Genomic DNA, 17,761 nt, shown 5'->3' with positions numbered 1-17,761 from the left:
AATGGAGTCGGCAGAGATCGCGCGCCGCTTCCTGCGCTTCTTCGAGGAGCGCGGGCACACAGTCGTGCCCTCGGCCAGCCTGGTCGCCGAGGACCCGACACTGCTTCTCGTGAACGCGGGGATGGTCCCGTTCAAGCCCTTCTTCCTGGCGCAGCAGACGCCGCCGTACCGGCGGGCGACCAGCGCGCAGAAGGTCATGCGGACCCTCGACATCGACGAGGTCGGCAAGACCACCCGGCACGCCAGCTTCTTCCAGATGCTGGGCAACTTCTCCTTCGGCGACTACTTCAAGGAGCAGGCGATCCCGTTCGCCTGGGAGTTGCTGACCCGGTCCGAGGCCGACGGCGGCTTCGGCTTCCCCGAAGACCGTCTGTGGGCGACCGTCTACCTGGACGACGACGAGGCCCAGGACATCTGGCACCGCAAGGTGGGGCTGCCGCTCGACCGCATCCAGCGCCGCGACCTCGCCGACAACTACTGGCACATGGGCGTTCCCGGTCCGGGCGGGCCGTGCTCGGAGATCTACTACGACCGCGGCCCCGAGTACGGCCGCGAGGGCGGGCCGATCGCCGACGAGAACCGCTTCCTCGAGGTGTGGAACCTCGTCTTCATGCAGTTCCAGCTCAGCACGGTCCGCGCCAAGACCGACTTCGACGTCGCGGGCGAGCTGCCGGCCAAGAACATCGACACCGGCATGGGCCTGGAGCGCATGGCGGCCATCCTGCAGGGCGTCGACAACATCTACGAGATCGACACGACGTACAAGATCCTCGACACGGCGGCCGACCTCACCAGGTCGCGGTACGGGCGCGACAAGCGGGCCGACGTGTCGCTGCGGGTGATCGCCGACCACATGCGGGCGGGCGTCATGCTCGTCGGCGACGGCGTGCTGCCCTCCAACGAGGGCCGCGGCTACGTGCTGCGCCGCATGCTCCGCCGGGCGATCCGCAACCTCCGCCTGCTCGGCGCGGGCGAGGAGCGGCACATGCACGCGCTCACGGCCGTGACCATCGACGTGATGGGCGAGCAGTACCCCGAGCTGAAGGCGGACGCCGCCAACATCCACACGGTCATCGACGCCGAGGAGGCGTCGTTCCTCGGCACGCTGCGCACCGGTACGGCGATCTTCGACGTGGCGGTGGAGGAGACCAAGCGCAAGGGCGTCGCGACGCTCAGCGGCGACCAGGCGTTCCAGCTCCACGACACCTACGGCTTCCCGATCGACCTCACCCTGGAGATGGCGGCCGAGCAGGGCCTCCAGGTGGACGAGGAGGGCTTCCGCCGGCTCATGAAGGAGCAACGGGACCGGGCCAAGGCCGACGCGGCGGCGAAGAAGACCGGCAACGCCGACATCTCGGTATTCACCGGCATCCTGGAGAAGGCCGGGAAGGTCGACTTCCTCGGCTACGACCACACGACCGCCGAAGCCAACGTCATCGGCCTGCTCGTGGACGGCGCGTCCGTCCCGGCGGCGGGCGCGGGGACCACGCTGGAGGTCGTGCTCGACCGCACCCCGTTCTACGCCGAGGGCGGCGGCCAGCTCTCCGACCAGGGCGTGATCCGCACCGGCGGCGCGGAGATCGAGATCGTGGACGTCCAGTCGCCGGTCTCCGGTCTGGTCGTGCACCGCGGCAAGGTGCGCACCGGCGAGGTGCGCGTCGGCGAGCAGGCGCAGGCCGACATCGACCTGGAGCGGCGCCGCGCGATCTCGCGCAGCCACACCGCGACCCACCTGGTCCACCGCGGCTTCCGCAACGCGCTCGGCGAGTCGGCGGCCCAGGCGGGCTCGGAGAACTCCCCGGGCCGGTTCCGCTTCGACTTCACCGCGGCGGGAGCCGTCCCGGTGTCGATGCTGCGCGACGTCGAGGACGAGGTGAACGCCGTCCTGATCAACGACCTCAAGGTCAACGCGTTCTACACCAGCCAGGCCCAGGCCCGCGCGATGGGCGCGCTCGCGTTGTTCGGCGAGAAGTACGGCGACGAGGTCCGGGTGGTCGAGGTCGGCGACTACTCCCGTGAGCTCTGCGGCGGCACCCACGTGGCCAGCTCCGGCCAGCTCGGCCTGGTGAAGGTGCTGGGCGAGTCGTCCATCGGCGCGGGCGTGCGCCGCGTGGAGGCGCTCGTCGGCCTCGACGCGTTCCGGTTCCTGGCGCGTGAGAGCGTGCTGGTCGCCCAGCTGAGCGAGCAGCTCAAGACGCGCCGCGAGGAGCTGCCCGAGCGCGTCGAGGGCATCGTCAGCCGGCTGCGGACGGCGGAGAAGGAGCTGGAGAAGCTGCGTTCCGCGCAGGTGCTCGCGGTGGCCGGCGAACTCGCAGCGCAGGCCCGCGACGTCCAGGGCGTCTCCGTGGTGACGCACCGCGCGCCTGATGGCACCACCGCCGACGACCTGCGTAAACTCGCCCTCGATGTGCGCGGCAGGTTCCCTGGCGACCGCGCCGCGGTCGTCGTCGTCTCCGGCGTCCCCTCCGACCGGCCGGTCGTCGTCGCCGCGGTCAACGAGGCGGGACGCGAGCGAGGCCTGAAGGCGGGCCGGCTCGTCGGCGTCGCCGCCAAGGCACTCGGGGGTGGCGGTGGCGGCAAGGACGACGTGGCCCAGGGCGGCGGTACGCGGCCCGAGGCGATCGGCGACGCGCTTCGCGCGGTCGAGGAGGCCATCTCCTCCGCGGTGGCGTGAGCGGCCGATGAGGCACGGCGTCAGGATCGGGGTCGACGTCGGCTCCGTCCGCATCGGCGTGGCCCGCAGCGACCCGTCGGGTCTGCTGGCCACGCCGGTGGAGACCGTACGGCGCGGCCGGGGCGACCTGACGAGGATCGCGGAGATCGCGGCCGAGCACGAGGCGATCGAGATCGTGGTCGGGCTGCCCACGTCGCTGTCGGGCAAGGAGAGCCACGCCGCCGGGGCCGCGCGCGAGTTCGCCGCGCGGCTTGCCGCCCGCGTGGCTCCGGTCCCGATCCGGCTGGTCGACGAGCGGCTCACCACGGTCAGCGCCCAGCAGGGCCTGAGGTCCAGCGGCGTGAAGGCCCGCAACCAGCGTGACGTGATCGACCAGGCGGCGGCCGTCGTGCTGCTGCAGGCCGCGCTCGACGGCGAGCGGGCCACCGGCAATCCCTCCGGCAGACCTCTCGAACCACCGCGGCCCGGCACCGGGCCCGGTGAGGAAGCGAGCGGCGGGACCGCACGGTGAGGCGGGCCGCGGCCGCCGTGGCCGGGGCTCTGGCCCTGGTCGCGGCGGCGGTCGCGTACGGCGTGCACGAGGTCGTCACGCAGCCGGACAAGGCCCCGGACTACACCGGTGGCGGGTCGGGGACGGTCATCATCGAGATCACGCCGGGGGCGAGCGCCGGCGAGATCGGCAGGACGCTGGAGCGGGCCGGCGTGGTCGCCAGCACCCAGTCGTTCGTGGAACAGGTGATCACACGGTCCAAGGAGAGCAGCCTGCGCCCGGGCCGTTACACCCTGCGGCGCCGCATGGCCGCCGCCGAGGCCCTCGACCTGCTGCTCGCACCCGCCAGCAAGGTCATGCGCACGGTCACCGTGCCCGAGGGGCTGCGCGCCAGTGAGGTGCTGCACACCCTCGCGGACGGGACCGGCATCCCCCTGAAGGACTTCACCGAGGCCGTCGCCGAGCCCCGGCGGCTGCGCCTGCCCGCGTACGCCGAGGGGGCGGCCGAGGGGTTCCTGTTCCCCGCCACCTACGAGATCGAGCCGGGGATGTCCGCCGCCGACCTGCTCAGGAAGATGGTGGCCCGGTTCCGCGTGGCCGCCGCGAAGGTGAAGCTGGAGGAGCTGGCGCCGCGCCTGAACCTGACCCCCAAGCAGGCCGTGACGGTCGCGAGCATCGTGCAGGCGGAGGGCGGCGTTCCCGCCGACTACCCCAAGATCGCCAGAGTGGTGTACAACCGTCTCGCGCGCGGCGCGAAGCTGGAGATGGACAGCACGGTCAACTACGCGCTGAACCGGCACACCCTCAAGGTCAGCACCGAGGACACGAGGGTCGGCTCGCCATACAACACCTACGCGCGCGCAGGGCTGCCGCCCGGGCCCATCGGCAACCCAGGGGAGAGCGCGCTCGTCGCCGCCCTCCACCCCGCCGCGGGCACATGGTACTGGTTCGTCACCACAGATCCCCGGCGTAAAATCACCAAATTCACAGACAAAGAGGCGGAGTTCAGGAAATATCGGGAGGAGCTGAACAGGTATCTCGGGACGAACTGATCGCCTTCCGGGCATCCACGCGGCGCCGTCCCGCGGGGTTCCGGGCCGGCGCCCGGTGCGTCCACACGGCTCCGCCGCCCCAGGCGGGCTCCATATATCGGGAACGCCCTCGTGAGAACCCCCTGCCCCGACCCCCCCTCGGTTTGGCACACTCGCTTGACGGGAGGCCTCTCGTACCGAGAGATTGGCCAGCGCACTATGAATGATCTGGACATGGACTTCCTGCTCGGCGCCGAGGACGACGACGGTTCTCCCCGGCGCCGGCCCCCTGGCAGCCGGACCCAGCAGCGGCGCAGCCGCAGACGCCGCAAGAAACAGCGGCGCAAGGGCAGGGTCGCCACGCTGTTCGCCGTTGTGATCATCGTCGGTGTCCTCGGGAGCCTCGGCTACTTCGGATTCACCTGGGCGCGCAGCGTGATGATCGCCAAGGACTACACCGGGGAGGGGCGCGGCGAGGTCGTCGTCGAGATCGAGGAGGGCGCGAGCGCCACCGACGTCGCCCAGATGCTGGAGGACGAGGGCGTCGTGGCCAGCGCGCGGGCGTTCGTCAACGCCATCGGCGCGGCCGGGAAGAGTTCCTCGCTCCAGCCGGGCCAGTACGAGATGCGCAAGGGCATGTCCGCCGCCTCGGCCCTGGCCCTCCTCGACCCCAAGAACCGGATGCTCAACCGGCTGACCATCCGCGAGGGGCTGCGGCTCAGCAAGATCTACGAGGAGCTGTCCACCGCCACGGGCAAGCCGGTCGAGGACTTCAAGAAGGCCGCTCGCACCGACATCGGGCTTCCCCCGTACGCGAAGGGCCGCCTGGAGGGCTACGCGTTCCCGGCGACGTACGAGATCAGCAGCAAGCTCACCCCGCAGCAGATCCTCACCAAGATGGTCGACCGGTTCAACCAGACCGCCGACCGGATCGACCTGGAGGGCCAGGCGAAGCAGCTCGGCTTCACCGCCAAGCAGATCATCGTCATCGCCAGCATCGTTCAGGCGGAGTCAGGCAGCGCCGAGGACATGCCGAAGGTCGCCAGGGTCATCTACAACCGGCTGACCTCCAACCCCCAGATGAAGCTGGGCATGGACAGCACGGTCATGTACGGCCTGAACAAGTACGGCATCGCGGCCTCGCACGCCGACCTGGAGAGCACCTCGCGGTACAACACCTACAAGTACTTCGGCCTGCCGCCGGGCCCGATCAGCAACCCCGGCGACCACGCCATCGAGGCCGCGCTGCACCCGGCCGACGGCAACTGGCTGTACTTCGTGACGGTCGACCCCAAGCGGGGCATCACCAAGTTCACCGACAAGGAGTCGGAGTTCTGGAAGCTCCGCGACGAGTTCAACAGGAACAACAAGTGACCGTGCCCGCCCAGGGGACCGGCCGCCGGGCCGCCGTCCTCGGTTCCCCGATCGCCCACTCGCTGTCCCCCGTCCTGCACCGGGCGGCGTACGCGGCGATGGGCCTGAACGACTGGCGCTACGACGCGATCGAGTGCGCCGAGGACGGGCTCGCCGACCTGATCGCCGGCCTGGGCGCCGAGTGGGCCGGGCTGTCGCTCACGATGCCGCTCAAGCGTGCCGTGCTCCCCCTGCTCGACAGCGTCTCCGACCTCGCGCTGGCGGTCGGCGGCGCCAACACGGTGGTGTTCCGCGACGGGGGGCGGCACGGGGACAACACCGACGTGTACGGCATCGTCCGGGCGCTCGCCGAAGCGGGGGTGCCCGCGCCGGCCTCCGCGGTCGTCCTCGGCGGCGGCGCCACGGCCGCCTCGGCCGTCGCCGCCCTGCGCGAGACGGGACTGGCGGAGGTCACGCTCGTCGTGCGCGACCCGGTTCGCGCCGGGGAGACCCTGCGGGTCGCCGAGCGCCTCGGCACGGCGGTGACCATGCGCTCCTTCGACGACTTCGACCCCGCGGCCGACCTGGTCGTCTCCACGCTGCCGTCCGGCGCGGCCGACGCGCTGGCCGGACGGGTCGCGGCCCGCCTGCCCGAGAAGGCGGCGCTGTTCGACGTCGTCTACGCGCCCTGGCCGACCCCGCTGGCCTCGGCCGTACGCGCGCGGGGACGCACCGTGGTCGGCGGCTTCCCCATGCTGCTGCACCAGGCGGTGCGGCAGGTTGAGCTGATGACCGGGCGCGCGGACGTGCCGGTCGAGGCGATGCGCGCCGCCGGCGAGGCCGAGATCGCGCGGCGCGCGGCTTCCTGAGCGGCGCAGGTTTCCGACCGGCACCGGGTTTCCGGCAGCACGGGCGGCCCCGGAATACGACGAGGCATGTTCGGGTTTGTGGTAGCGTAGGAACTCGATCGGTCCGGCATGAGCTGGACGCGCAAGCGGAGGTCCTCCTCCCACCTGCATCGCCGAAAGGCGGACGGGTCAAGGATCACACCGGAGTTTTCGGCAGGAGAGCTCAGTGACCCCGCATGCGTGACGTGCGGGGTTTTGTTTTGCCCCGCGCGGTCGAGACAAGCGGAAGTCTTTTGGAGGTCCCATCAGCACCGAGCCCCGCATCAACGACCGTATTCGCGTGCCCGAGGTGCGCCTCGTCGGCCCGAACGGCGAACAGGTCGGCATCGTCTCCATCGGCGACGCGCTGAAGCTGGCCCAGGAGAGCGATCTCGACCTGGTGGAGGTCGCGGCCACGGCCCGCCCGCCCGTCTGCAAGCTCATGGACTACGGCAAGTTCAAATACGAGTCGGCCATGAAGGCGCGCGAGGCCCGCCGCAACCAGGCGCACACGATCATCAAGGAGATCAAGCTCCGGCCGAAGATCGACCCGCACGACTACGAGACCAAGAAGGGTCACGTCGTGCGCTTCCTGAAGGCGGGAGACAAGGTCAAGGTCACGATCATGTTCCGGGGCCGCGAGCAGTCCCGGCCAGAGCTGGGCTTCAGGCTCCTGCAGCGCCTCGCCGAGGACGTCACCGACCTGGGGTTCGTCGAGTCGCAGCCGAAGCAGGACGGCCGCAACATGATCATGGTGATCGGGCCGCACAAGAAGAAGGCCGAGGCGAAGGCCGAGAAGGCCGCCGCCAAGGCCCGTGACGCCGGCCAGCCGGAGGCGGAGCCCGCCGAGGAGCAGGCCGCGCAGCCGCAGTGACGCCCGCCTGAACCACCAGGCGGGGCGCCGCAGACGTACACGGATACCGAGACCGGGGCGGTCTCGCGGAGTAAGGCAGGCCGCCGGCCCGGGTCACCGGCCCGGGCCGTCGGCACGGACGAAAGAGGAGAGACGGCTGAGATGCCGAAGATGAAGACGCACAGCGGTGCGAAGAAGCGGTTCCGGCTCACCGGATCCGGCAAGGTTGTCCGCCGCCGCGCCAACCGGCAGCACCTGTTCGAGCACAAGCCGTCCACTCGCACGCGCCGTCTCGAGGGTGTCGTCGTCATGTCCGACGCCGACACCAAGAAGATCAAGAAGCTGCTCGCGAAGTAACGACCCGGGGAGATAGAACAACATGGCACGCGTGAAGCGGGCGCTCAACGCCAAGAAGAAGCGCCGGGTCGTTCTCGAGCGGGCGAGCGGTTACCGCGGGCAGCGGTCGCGGCTCTACCGCAAGGCCAAGGAGCAGATGCTCCACTCGATGACCTATGCGTACCGGGACCGCAAGGACAAGAAGGGCACGTTCCGCCGGCTGTGGATCCAGCGGATCAACGCCGCGGCCCGCGCCAACGGCATCACCTACAACCGGTTCATCCAGGGCCTGCGCCTGGCCGGCATCGAGGTGGACCGCAAGATCCTCGCGGACCTCGCGGTGAACGACGCCCAGACCTTCGCCACGCTGGTCGAGTCCGCCAAGAAGGCGCTCCCGTCCGACGTGAACGCGCCGGTCGCCTGACACCTGCGCACAGACGAGGGCCCGCCGCCTGCGGTGGGCCCTCATCCACGTCAAGGGGGAACAAGCGGGCATGGCGGAGCTCACCAACATCAAGTCGCCGCGCGTCAAGGCGGCCCGCAGGCTGACCAAGCGCGCCTTCCGGGACCGCGATCGCGCGTTCCTGGCGGAGGGGCCGCAGGCGGTCCGCGAGGCCCTGGCGCTCAAGGACGTCACGGTCGAACTGTTCACGACCGTCGAGGCGGAGACGCGGCACGCCGACATCGTGGCTGCCGCCGTCGCGGCGAAAGTGCCCGTCCACCGCGCGAGCGGCGAGGTCATGTCGGAGCTGACCCAGACGGTCACCCCGCAGGGCCTGCTGGCCGTGTGCCGGTTCGTGCACGTCCCGCTGGACGAGGCGGTGCCGCGGGGGGCCCGGCTCGTGGCGATCCTCGCCCACGTGCGCGATCCCGGCAACGCGGGCACGGTCCTGCGTACGGCCGACGCCGCGGGCGCAGACTCGGTCGTGTTCACCGACGCCTCGGTGGACCCGTACAACGGCAAATGCGTCAGGGCCAGCGCGGGGAGCCTGTTCCACCTGCCCGTCGTGACCGGCACGTCCGTCGCGGACGCCGTACGGCACGCGCGGGAGGCGGGGCTGCGTGTGCTCGCGGCCGACGGCGCGGGCACGCGGACCCTGGACGAGGTCGCGCTGGACGCGCCGACCGCCTGGCTGTTCGGGAACGAGGCGTGGGGGCTGCCGCCGGAACTCCTCGCGCTGGCCGACGAGGTGGTGCGCGTGCCGATTTACGGGCGCGCGGAAAGCCTCAATCTCGCCACCGCGGCGGCGGTCTGCCTGTACGCCTCGGCACGCGTTCAGCGGCAGACCTTACATTCCGTGGAAGATCCCACTACCCCCGCGCTCTGAGGCTGCTGCCGGGCCCGGGAAACCCGCTATTGTCGGCGAAGGAGTCGCGCAGGACGCGGCGGCGCGCGCAGTTCCGGAGCTCGAGGAGGCGGTCTCGTGCGAGGTGACGACACCCCCGGCGGCACCCCTGAGGGGGACGCCGGAGGGCGGGCGCGCATCGACGTCGACGACCTTCCCGACGGCCTCGTCGCCACCGACGCCGACGGTGTGATCCTGACGGTCAACCGGGCCGCCGAGCGGCTGACCGGGGTGACCCGCGAGGCGGCGGTGGGCAGGCTCATCGGCGACGTGCTGCCGATGCGCGACCAGGACGGCCGCGACTGGTGGAAGTGGCTCGACCCGCAGGGCGGGCTGTCCATCCGCAGCCGCCAGCCGGAACGGCCGCTGCACCTGCCCGGCCGTCAGGAGATGCTCGTCGCCGCGCGCTTCGTCCGCACGCCGCCGCGCGGCGGACACGTGGAGCGTGTCGTGATCACGTTGCGCGACGCCTCGGCGCGCGCCAGGATCGAGCGCAGCCGCGCCGACCTGGTCTCGACCGTGGCCCATGAGCTGCGCTCGCCGCTGACCAGTGTCAAGGGGTTCACCGCGACGCTGCTGGCCAAGTGGGAGCGCTTCACCGACGCCCAGAAGCGCGTCATGCTGGAGACGGTCAACGCGGACGCCGACCGGGTGACGCGGCTGATCACCGAGCTGCTCGACGTCTCGCGCATCGAGTCGGGCAGGGTGGAGATCCACCGCCAGATCGTGGATGTGCCGGCCCGGGCCCGCAGGATCATCGCCGGCCGGGTGGCGGCGGGGGAGCCGGAGGACCGCTTCCGGCTGGAGGTTCTCGGCGAACTGCCGGAGATGTGGCTCGACCAGGACAAGATTGACCAGGTTCTCGCGAACCTGGTGGAAAACGCGGTGCGCCACGGACGCGGTACGGTGACCATAGTGGTGGAGCCGGTCGAATGGGGAGTGGCGGTGTCGGTGCGGGACCAGGGTGAGGGCGTGGCGCCCGAGCTGGTCGGCCGTGTCTTCCGCCAGTTCTGGCGGGGCAACGGCCGCCGCCGCGGGGGGACCGGCCTCGGCCTGTTCATCGTCAAGGGGCTCGTCGAGGCCCACGGCGGCACGATCAGCGTGCAGCGCGCGCCCGGCGGCGGCGCGGAGTTCCGATTTACCTTGCCCACCGGCACCCCTGACTTCGCCTGAGCCTTTCCCACAGGCCGCTCGCGCGAAGGACGGCCCGGTGGGCTGATCGGACTAAACTGACCACGCTGAGCGCAGGGCGCTCGCAGGCCCCTGGATACGGAGCTCTCTCTTGTCGAACACCTATGACCCGGTCGAGGTGACGCCGCTGCACGCCGACGAGGTCGCGCGGGCGCAGGCCGACGCTCTCGCCGCCATCGCCGCGGCGCGCGACCTCGACGATCTGAAGCAGGCCAGGCTGACGCACGTGGGCGACCGCTCGCCCATCGCGCTGGCGAACCGTGAGATCGGCGCACTGCCGCCCGCCGCGCGCGCCGAGGCGGGCAAGCGGATCGGCACCGCGCGCAAGGCGATCGGCGAGGCGCTCGCCGCGCGCCAGGCCGAGCTGGAGGCCGAGCGGGACGCGCGGGTCCTCATCGAGGAGACGGTCGACGTCACGCTGCCCTGGGACCGCGCGCCGCGCGGCGCCCGCCACCCGCTGACCACCCTGCAGGAGCGCATCGCCGACGCGTTCGTCGCGATGGGTTACGAGGTGGCGGAGGGGCCCGAGCTCGAAGGCGAGTGGTTCAACTTCGACGCGCTGAACATCGCCCCCGACCACCCGGCCAGGTCCGACCACGACACGTTCTTCGTGGAGAGCGTCGACTCCGGGAAGGTGCTGCGCACCCAGACCTCGCCGGTGCAGATCAGGGCCCTGCTGTCGCGCCCGCTGCCGGTGTACGTGGTGTCGCCGGGCAAGACCTTCCGCACCGACGAGCTGGACGCCACGCACACCCCGGTCTTCCACCAGGTCGAGGGCCTGGCGGTCGACAAGGGGCTGACGATGGCCCACCTGAAGGGCACGCTCGACCGGTTCGCCGAGGTGATGTTCGGCGCGGGGATCACCACCCGCTTCCGGCCGCACTACTTCCCGTTCACCGAGCCGTCGGCCGAGCTCGACCTGCGCTGCTTCGTCTGCCGCGGCTCCTCGGCGGTGCCGGGCAACCCGCCCTGCCGCACCTGCAAGTCCGAGGGCTGGATCGAGTGGGGCGGCTGCGGCATGGTCAACCCGCGCGTGCTGCTCGCCTGCGGCGTCGACCCCGCCGTCTACTCGGGATTCGCCTTCGGCATGGGCGTGGAGCGGACGCTGATGTTCCGCCACAACGCCGAGGACATGCGTGACATGGTCGAGGGCGACATCCGGTTCACCCTGCCGTTCGGGATGGAGGTCTGATGAAGGTCCCGCTTTCATGGCTGCGGGAGTACGTCGATCTCCCCGCGGTCACCGCCCAGGAGGTGGCCGACCGGCTCACCGCCGCCGGCCTCAAGCTTGAGGCCATCCACTCGCACGGCCACGAGATCAAGAACGTCGTGGTCGGCCGGGTCCTCGAGATCGAGGAGCTGACCGGGTTCAAGAAGCCCATCCGGCACTGCAAGGTCGAGGTGGGGGAGGCGACGCCGCGCGAGATCGTGTGCGGCGCGACGAACTTCTCCGAGGGCGCCGTGGTCCCGGTCGCGCTGCCCGGCGCGGTGCTTCCCGGCGGCTTCGAGATCGGCTCCCGCAAGACCTACGGGCGCCTCTCCGACGGCATGATCTGCTCGGAGGCCGAGCTCGGCATCGCCGACTCCTCCCCGGGCATCCTGCTGCTGCCGCAGGACACCCCGATCGGGGCCGACGTGGTCGAGCTGCTCGGCCTGCGTGACGACGTGCTCGAACTGGAGGTCGCGACCGACCGCGGCTACGCCCTGTCGATCCGCGGCGTCGCCCGTGAGGCGGCCATCGCGTTCGGCGTGCCGTTCCGCGACCCGGCCGCGAGCGAGGCGGAGTCCGGCGGCGGCGAGTCCTGGCCCGCGGCCATCGCCGACCCCACCGCCTGCGACCGCTTCGTGCTGCGCACGGTCACCGGCTTCGACCCGGCCGCCGAGTCTCCGCTGTGGATGCGGGTGCGGCTGGCCCGCGCCGGCATGCGCTCGGTCTCGCTGGCCGTCGACATCACCAACTACGTGATGCTGGAGCTCGGCCAGCCCCTGCACGCCTTCGACCGGTCGCGCCTGTCCGGCCCGATCGTCGTACGGCGGGCCCGGCCGGGGGAGACGCTGGAGACGCTCGACCATGTGGTGCGGACGCTCCACGATGAGGACATCCTCATCACCGACGACTCGGGCCCGATCTCGATGGCCGGCACGATGGGCGGCCTGCACACGGAGATCTCCGAGACCTCGACGGACATCGTCATCGAGGCGGCGCACTTCTCCGCCACCGGCATCGCCCGCGAGTCGCGGCGGCACAACCTCGTGAGCGAGGCGTCCAAGCGGTTCGAGCGCGGCGTCGACCGCGAGCTGCCGCTGGCCGCGTCGTGGCGTGCCGTCCAGCTCCTGGTCGAGCTGGGCGGGGCCGTCGCCGATCCCGGAGTGACCCACGCCCAGGCGGAGGTCTCGCCGGTGCGGATCACCATCCCGGCCGACCACCCCAGCCGGGTGGCGGGCGTGACGTACGAGCGGGAGAGTGTGATCCGCAGGCTGGAGCAGATCGGCTGCGTGGTGACGGAGGGCGCCGCCCCCGCCGCCACGGCCGGGCACGGCGTCGCGGCCACCGGTGTGCTCGCCTCCGGCGACCTCGCCGACCGGCTGGCCGTCCACGGCGACGACCTGATCACGGTCACGCCGCCGACGTGGCGCCCCGACCTGACCGACCCGAACGACCTCGCGGAGGAGGTCATCCGGCTCGAGGGGTACGACCGCATCCCGTCGGTCCTGCCTCCCGCTCCGGCCGGGGGCGGGCTGACCGAGGCGCAGCGGCTGCGCCGCCGGGTGGGCCGCGCCCTGGCCCAGGCGGGGTATGTGGAGGTGCTCGCCTACCCGTTCATGGGGCCGCGCGACCTCGACAACCTGCTGCTGCCCGAGCAGGACCCCCGCAGGCGGGCGACCCGGCTGGTCAACCCGCTCAGCGAGGACGAGCCGTACATGCGGACCACGCTGCTGCCGGGCCTGCTGAAGACCCTGGTGCGCAACGTGGGCCGCGGCTTCGCCGACGTGGCGCTGTTCGAGTCCGGGCTGGTCTACCGGCCCGAGCCGCAGGCCCCCGCGACGGCTCCGGTGCTCCCGGTCGACCGCAGGCCCACCGAGGAGGAGCTGGCCGCGATCGAGACGGCGCTGCCGAGGCAGCCGCTCCGGGTGGCCGTGGTGCTGGCGGGTGAGTTCGAGCGCTCCGGCTGGTGGGGCGAGGGCCGGCAGGCGTCCTGGGCGGACGCCGTCGAGGCGGCCCGCACGGTCGCGCGGTCGGCGGGCGTGGAGCTCGGCGTCCGGGCCGACCGGCACGAGCCGTGGCACCCCGGGCGGTGCGCCGCGCTGACCGTCACCGACGCGGAGACCGGTGAGCAGGTGCTGGTGGGTCACGCCGGCGAGCTGCACCCCCGGGTCGTCGAGGCTTACGGGCTGCCGCCGCGCACCTGCGCGATGGAGCTGGAGCTGTCGCTGCTGACCCCCGCCGGGCCGGCGCAGACGCCCGCCGTGTCCGCCTATCCGGTGGCCACGCAGGACGTCGCGCTGACCGTCTCCGGCTCCACCCCGGTGGCCGAGGTCGAGGCCGCCCTCCGGGCGGGGGCGGGCGAGCTACTGGAGTCGATCAGGTTGTTCGACGTCTACACGGGCCCGCAGGTGGGTGAGGGCAACAAGTCCCTGGCGTACACGCTGCGGTTCCGGGCTTCCGACCGCACGCTCACGGTCGAGGAGACCACGGCGGCACGCGACGCCGCCGTCGCCCTCGCCGCCGAGCGCACCGGGGCTCAGCTCCGCGGCGTCTGAGCACGATTCACTCCGGCGGGTGCCGGCCCGGTGCGCACGTGCATCGGGCCGGCACCCGCCGCCATGTGCACCCGGAGGAGAGCACGGGTGCGGCCCACGACAGGCAGCGAACGATGCGCGGAGGAGCGGTGCGTCACCTGCTGGTGTTTCCCGAGCGGGACAGCGCGGAGGAGTCCGCCGAGACCGTGGCCGAGTTGTTCCCGGCACTGGGCGTTCCCACCGTCGTCCGTGAACTGCTCGCGGGGGAGGACGACGCCGAGGACGCCCAGTGGGTGGTCGTCGTGGACGACCCGGACGGCGCCCTCGGACCGGCCGGCCTCGCCCGGCTCGACGCCCTCGCCGAGGAGGGCGAGGGCTGGCGCGAGCCGGGCTGAACGTCGTCCTACGCGCCGTACACCTCGAAGGAGTACAGCGAGTAGCCGTAGCCGGTGGCGCGCTTGACGCCCTGCATCCGCACGTATCGCACGCTGACCGGCGCGAACGTGACGTTGTCCACGCCGCCGTCGCCCGTGGTCGTCTGCGCGACGGTGGTCCACGTGGTGCCGTCCGCCGAGGTCTGAATCCGGTATGACGAGCCGTAGGCCGCCTCCCAGCGCAGGATCACGCGTCCCGCGGTCTTCGCCGAGCCGAGATCGACCTGAATGTACTGGTTGTCGCTCCACCCGCTGGCCCACCGGCTGCCCGGGTCCCCGTCGACGGCCTTCGCCGCGCTGTTGGAGCCCTGGGTGCTGGACGCGCTCGCCGTACGGCCCAGGGCGAGATCGCTCACGTCGTCGCCGCGGTGCGCGGGGAACGAGACGACCTGCTGGAAGGTCGGCCGGTTCTGCCAGGAGATCAGCGCCTGCTTGACGCCGCCGAGAGGCGACTGGCGGATGGCGTCGGCACACCACTGGTCGCCCGCCGAGCAGGAGTCGTCACCCGGGTAGGTCGTCGCCGCCGGTTCGGCCAGCGCCGCCGACAGGCTGTCCAGAAGGACCGTGCGGCAGGCCGCGACGGTGGCGCCGCAGTATTTCGCCGGCAGGGGAGCGGCGACCGGATCGCCCAGCACGGCCCGGATGTCCTTGTCCACGTAGCCCCACCAGCCGTACTGGAACGACGAACCCTTGTGGGGCTGGGCCTCGGTGGCCGAGCCGGGCAGCGTGGAGACGTCGCCCTGCTGGTGCCCGGACGGTGATTCGTTGATCTGCAGCGCGTTGACCAGCGCCTGGTAGAGCCCGCCGCCGAGCCCGGTCCGGAACTGCGCCCGGACCAGCTTCGGCCACCACGCGTCGAAGATCCGGATGGCGTCGGCGTGCGCGTAGGTCTTGCTGCCCTTGGCGGTCTCCTCCCGCTTGGCGCCCGCGGCGGCCCAGGCGGACAGCTTGGAGACGGCCGAGGCCAAAGCGGGATCGGAGACGGACGCGCTGTTGATCACGCGCAGCAGCTCCGGCAGCACCTTCCACCCGCGCAGGTCGGTCGTCGCGGCCGACGCCATGATCTTCACGACCCCGGCGCGGTCGAGGGTGCCCGCGGACAGGGCCGCCTTCACCGGCACATCGAGCAGGTCGGCCCGGTGGACCGGGCCGAAGCTGAAGTTGCCGTCGGCCGCGCCGAAGTCCTTTGCCTGCTTGTTGTTCCAGCTCACGAAGTAGTCCTGGTTGACCGCCTGCGGGTGCGCCGAGGGCGGGACGTAGGACGCCGCGTTGGCAGCCGGGTCGAAGCCGATCCACTCGTGTGCGGCGTCGCCCGTCATCGGCAGGTTCGGATCGGACACCGCCGACCGTACGGGGACGTGCCCGGAGGTGTAGTACGCGGTGTCGGAGGAGTTCACGTAGAACCAGTTGAACGCGAAGCCGATTTTCGAGGCCGAGTCGCGGAAGGCGGCGGCCGAGCCCATCTCGGCCGGGTCGTTGAACATCTGGAAGCCGATCGCGGAGTCCGCCTCGTGCTGATAGGTCGAGCGCAGCGTCGTGAACGCCGTCGGCACGCCGCCGACCGTGCCCCGCCAGGTCACCAGGCCATACTTAGTGCGCTTGACGACCAGGTCGTACGACCCGGCGGCGGTGGAGTCGGCCGTGGTGGGCTTCCAGGAGTTGGTCTTCTTCAGCGTCTCCATCGGCGTGCAGGCGCCGTGGTAGAGGTAGTGGTCCGACGAGACCGTGGGCGTGCCGCCGCCCGGGTCGCACAAGGTCACCGCGTACGTGTCGGTGATGTCCTCAGCGGCGGAGGTGGCGCTCCAGGCGTAGTCGGTGCCCCGGCCGAGCAGCACGTAGAGGCTCAGCCCGGCGAAGGCCGCTCCGCGTGCGCGGATGCCGGGTCCGGACAGCTCCTCCAGCATGAGCAGCTGCGGCGCGAAGTAGCCGGTCTGCGGGCCGAACACGGCGATCGGATGGCCGCCGGTCGCCTTCCCGGCCGAGACCACGATGGCGTTGGACATGCTGGGCTTGGAGTTGTCGACCGTCAGCCCGGTCAGCGCGCTTCTGACCTGTGTGGTCGCGGACGTCGCGGTGCCGGTCTCGTTGGCCGTGATGTCGACCGGCGCGGTCGTGCCCGCGTCGGGCAGCACCACCCCGGTCGCGCCGGCCGGGACCGTTCCGGAGGGGAAGCTCTGCCCGTCGTGCAGGGTCAGCACGGTCTCCGGGTCGTTCTGCGCGCGGAAGGCCGCCCAGACCCGGTCGCCCTCGGCGGCGCCGTACTTCGCCCGGGCGGCCACGCGTACGAGGGCGGACTGCATCTCGGCGCCGCCGCCACCGCCGAACAGGCCGCCGATCACGCCGGAGACGGCGATCAGGTCGGTTATCCGGAAGTCCTCCGGGCCGCCCGCGTTCGTGATCGCGTCCAGGTGGCCGGTCAGCACGTACTCGCCGGGGCAGTCGCGGGCGGCCATGCAGTGGTCGATGTACGCGTTTATCCCGGCGACGTAGTTCTGCACGTCCGTGTAGAGCTGGGCGCCCCGGGGTCCGGCGGTCTTCAACCGGTCGATCTGGGCTTGAAGATCGGCTTCGGTGTAGGGGGAGTTGCGCCAGACGCTCTGCTCCAGATCCCTGTTGCCGGCGGCGCCGCCCGCGAACGGCGTCAGCTCACCCCGGCCGACGTGACGCATGAGGTCCATCAGCCACAGGCGGTCCTGCGCGCCGGCGTACCCGGCGCCGAACATGGTGCCCTCGCGGGTGGTGCCGGTGATGTGCGGGACGCCGGTGGCCTTGTCACGGACGATGGTGACGTCCGACCGCGGGCTCACCGTGCTCTGGACCTGGTCCGCCGGCACGCCGAACGCGCTGTCGTCGAAGAACGCGGAGATCTGCTCGCCGGTCAGGCCGGTGTAGCCCGAGATCAGGTCGGCGTACCTGCCGAGCTGGTCCCTGCTGTGGGCGGGGTAGGTGCCGAGGGCCTGGTTGCCCAGGATGTCCACGAGGGTGGCGTTGCCGTTCTGGCCGGGCGGCAGAATGTCCGCGCACTGGCCGAGGCAGTAGTCGTCGGGCGGGTAGTAGGGGGCGGCGGAGTAGAGGGCGGCGGTGACAGGTGCCGCCGGCAGGCCGACCGCGACCAGGGCCAGCGCGGCGGCAGCGGTGATCGCCCGTCGAATGCGCGCGTGCATCGGGGAACTTCCCTTCGCGGTGTCGGGGGGTGAAGGGACCGGTGGTGCCGTTCACGCGCGTGAATGTGAGTAGTGCTCAACTCCGGACGATACGCGCGGTCAATCGGAGGGGCAATGCCCACTTCCCGGTGATCGCGTCCGCCCACCTGATCACAGCCGGCGTGCCGGGCGCCGGGAGACCGGGGAGGGCGGCCGCTTCCCGAATTCACCGGAGGCCATTCCGGCTGTGTCTTCTAGATAAAACCTAGAGAAAAGCCTGAT

14 protein-coding genes are annotated in these 17,761 nt (G+C 71.5%); 13 read left to right on the top strand and 1 reads right to left on the bottom strand.

The features are described 5' to 3' along the window. Position 1: 1 nt before the first annotated feature. From alaS to ACQPZZ_RS24820, 13 genes are all read left to right on the top strand, one after another. Positions 2 to 2,674, top strand: coding sequence for an alanine--tRNA ligase (gene alaS, locus ACQPZZ_RS24880; RefSeq protein WP_432922619.1), 2,673 nt, complete (start codon positions 2 to 4; stop codon positions 2,672 to 2,674). Between the two features lie 7 nt (positions 2,675 to 2,681). Continuing rightward, positions 2,682 to 3,185, top strand: coding sequence for a Holliday junction resolvase RuvX (gene ruvX, locus ACQPZZ_RS24875; protein WP_363640398.1), 504 nt, complete (start codon positions 2,682 to 2,684; stop codon positions 3,183 to 3,185). Continuing rightward, positions 3,182 to 4,216 carry an endolytic transglycosylase MltG gene (gene mltG, locus ACQPZZ_RS24870; RefSeq protein ID WP_432922616.1) on the top strand — a complete coding sequence of 345 codons (1,035 nt, stop codon included), beginning with the start codon at positions 3,182 to 3,184 and terminating at the stop codon, positions 4,214 to 4,216. The genes ruvX and mltG (ACQPZZ_RS24870) overlap by 4 nt, the downstream gene beginning before the upstream one ends. 213 nt (positions 4,217 to 4,429) lie before the next feature. After that, on the top strand, positions 4,430 to 5,569 hold the full coding sequence (gene mltG, locus ACQPZZ_RS24865; protein WP_432922613.1) for an endolytic transglycosylase MltG: 1,140 nt from the start codon (positions 4,430 to 4,432) through the stop codon (positions 5,567 to 5,569). Then, on the top strand, positions 5,566 to 6,417 hold the full coding sequence (locus ACQPZZ_RS24860) for a shikimate dehydrogenase (RefSeq protein WP_432922610.1): 852 nt from the start codon (positions 5,566 to 5,568) through the stop codon (positions 6,415 to 6,417). The genes mltG (ACQPZZ_RS24865) and ACQPZZ_RS24860 overlap by 4 nt, the downstream gene beginning before the upstream one ends. Positions 6,418 to 6,700: 283 nt before the next feature. Further along, positions 6,701 to 7,309, top strand: coding sequence for a translation initiation factor IF-3 (infC, locus tag ACQPZZ_RS24855; protein ID WP_363640473.1), 609 nt, complete (start codon positions 6,701 to 6,703; stop codon positions 7,307 to 7,309). 141 nt (positions 7,310 to 7,450) lie between these two features. Beyond that, a complete protein-coding gene (rpmI, locus tag ACQPZZ_RS24850; protein ID WP_030504936.1) occupies positions 7,451 to 7,645 on the top strand; it encodes a 50S ribosomal protein L35 in 195 nt (64 codons plus the stop codon). Between the two features lie 22 nt (positions 7,646 to 7,667). After that, entirely contained in the window at positions 7,668 to 8,048 is a 381-nt protein-coding gene (rplT, locus tag ACQPZZ_RS24845; protein ID WP_169983106.1) for a 50S ribosomal protein L20, read from the top strand. 70 nt (positions 8,049 to 8,118) lie between these two features. Then, on the top strand, positions 8,119 to 8,952 hold the full coding sequence (locus tag ACQPZZ_RS24840) for a TrmH family RNA methyltransferase (protein WP_363640407.1): 834 nt from the start codon (positions 8,119 to 8,121) through the stop codon (positions 8,950 to 8,952). Between the two features lie 96 nt (positions 8,953 to 9,048). Then, entirely contained in the window at positions 9,049 to 10,143 is a 1,095-nt protein-coding gene (locus ACQPZZ_RS24835; protein WP_432922605.1) for an ATP-binding protein, read from the top strand. A 109-nt stretch (positions 10,144 to 10,252) separates the two neighbouring features. Further along, the gene (pheS, locus tag ACQPZZ_RS24830; RefSeq protein ID WP_432922602.1) at positions 10,253 to 11,353 is read left to right on the top strand and encodes a phenylalanine--tRNA ligase subunit alpha; all 1,101 of its coding nucleotides are present in this window, start codon (positions 10,253 to 10,255) and stop codon (positions 11,351 to 11,353) included. Beyond that, on the top strand, positions 11,353 to 13,923 hold the full coding sequence (locus ACQPZZ_RS24825) for a phenylalanine--tRNA ligase subunit beta (RefSeq protein ID WP_432922599.1): 2,571 nt from the start codon (positions 11,353 to 11,355) through the stop codon (positions 13,921 to 13,923). The genes pheS and ACQPZZ_RS24825 overlap by 1 nt, the downstream gene beginning before the upstream one ends. Positions 13,924 to 14,036: 113 nt before the next feature. Then, the gene (locus tag ACQPZZ_RS24820) at positions 14,037 to 14,297 is read left to right on the top strand and encodes a hypothetical protein (RefSeq protein WP_432922596.1); all 261 of its coding nucleotides are present in this window, start codon (positions 14,037 to 14,039) and stop codon (positions 14,295 to 14,297) included. 8 nt (positions 14,298 to 14,305) lie between these two features. Here ACQPZZ_RS24820 and ACQPZZ_RS24815 read toward each other — a convergent pair whose 3' ends face one another. Continuing rightward, a complete protein-coding gene (locus tag ACQPZZ_RS24815; RefSeq protein ID WP_432922593.1) occupies positions 14,306 to 17,500 on the bottom strand; it encodes a penicillin acylase family protein in 3,195 nt (1,064 codons plus the stop codon). Positions 17,501 to 17,761 lie beyond the last annotated feature (261 nt).

This window comes from Microbispora sp. CA-135349, from assembly GCF_050947365.1.
Lineage (GTDB): Bacteria > Actinomycetota > Actinomycetes > Streptosporangiales > Streptosporangiaceae > Microbispora.
The sequence above is the reverse complement of the archived record's forward strand: the minus strand, read 5'-3'. Positions and strand labels throughout refer to the sequence as shown.

Coding starts and splice junctions, on each gene's coding strand:
- mltG (WP_432922613.1), top strand. CDS start 4,430: ATGGACTTCCTGCTCGGCGCCGAGGACGACGACGGTTCTCCCCGGCGC.
- ACQPZZ_RS24840 (WP_363640407.1), top strand. CDS start 8,119: ATGGCGGAGCTCACCAACATCAAGTCGCCGCGCGTCAAGGCGGCCCGC.
- ACQPZZ_RS24820 (WP_432922596.1), top strand. CDS start 14,037: ATGCGCGGAGGAGCGGTGCGTCACCTGCTGGTGTTTCCCGAGCGGGAC.
- ruvX (WP_363640398.1), top strand. CDS start 2,682: ATGAGGCACGGCGTCAGGATCGGGGTCGACGTCGGCTCCGTCCGCATC.
- alaS (WP_432922619.1), top strand. CDS start 2: ATGGAGTCGGCAGAGATCGCGCGCCGCTTCCTGCGCTTCTTCGAGGAG.
- rpmI (WP_030504936.1), top strand. CDS start 7,451: ATGCCGAAGATGAAGACGCACAGCGGTGCGAAGAAGCGGTTCCGGCTC.
- ACQPZZ_RS24825 (WP_432922599.1), top strand. CDS start 11,353: ATGAAGGTCCCGCTTTCATGGCTGCGGGAGTACGTCGATCTCCCCGCG.
- ACQPZZ_RS24815 (WP_432922593.1), bottom strand. CDS start 17,500: ATGCACGCGCGCATTCGACGGGCGATCACCGCTGCCGCCGCGCTGGCC.
- rplT (WP_169983106.1), top strand. CDS start 7,668: ATGGCACGCGTGAAGCGGGCGCTCAACGCCAAGAAGAAGCGCCGGGTC.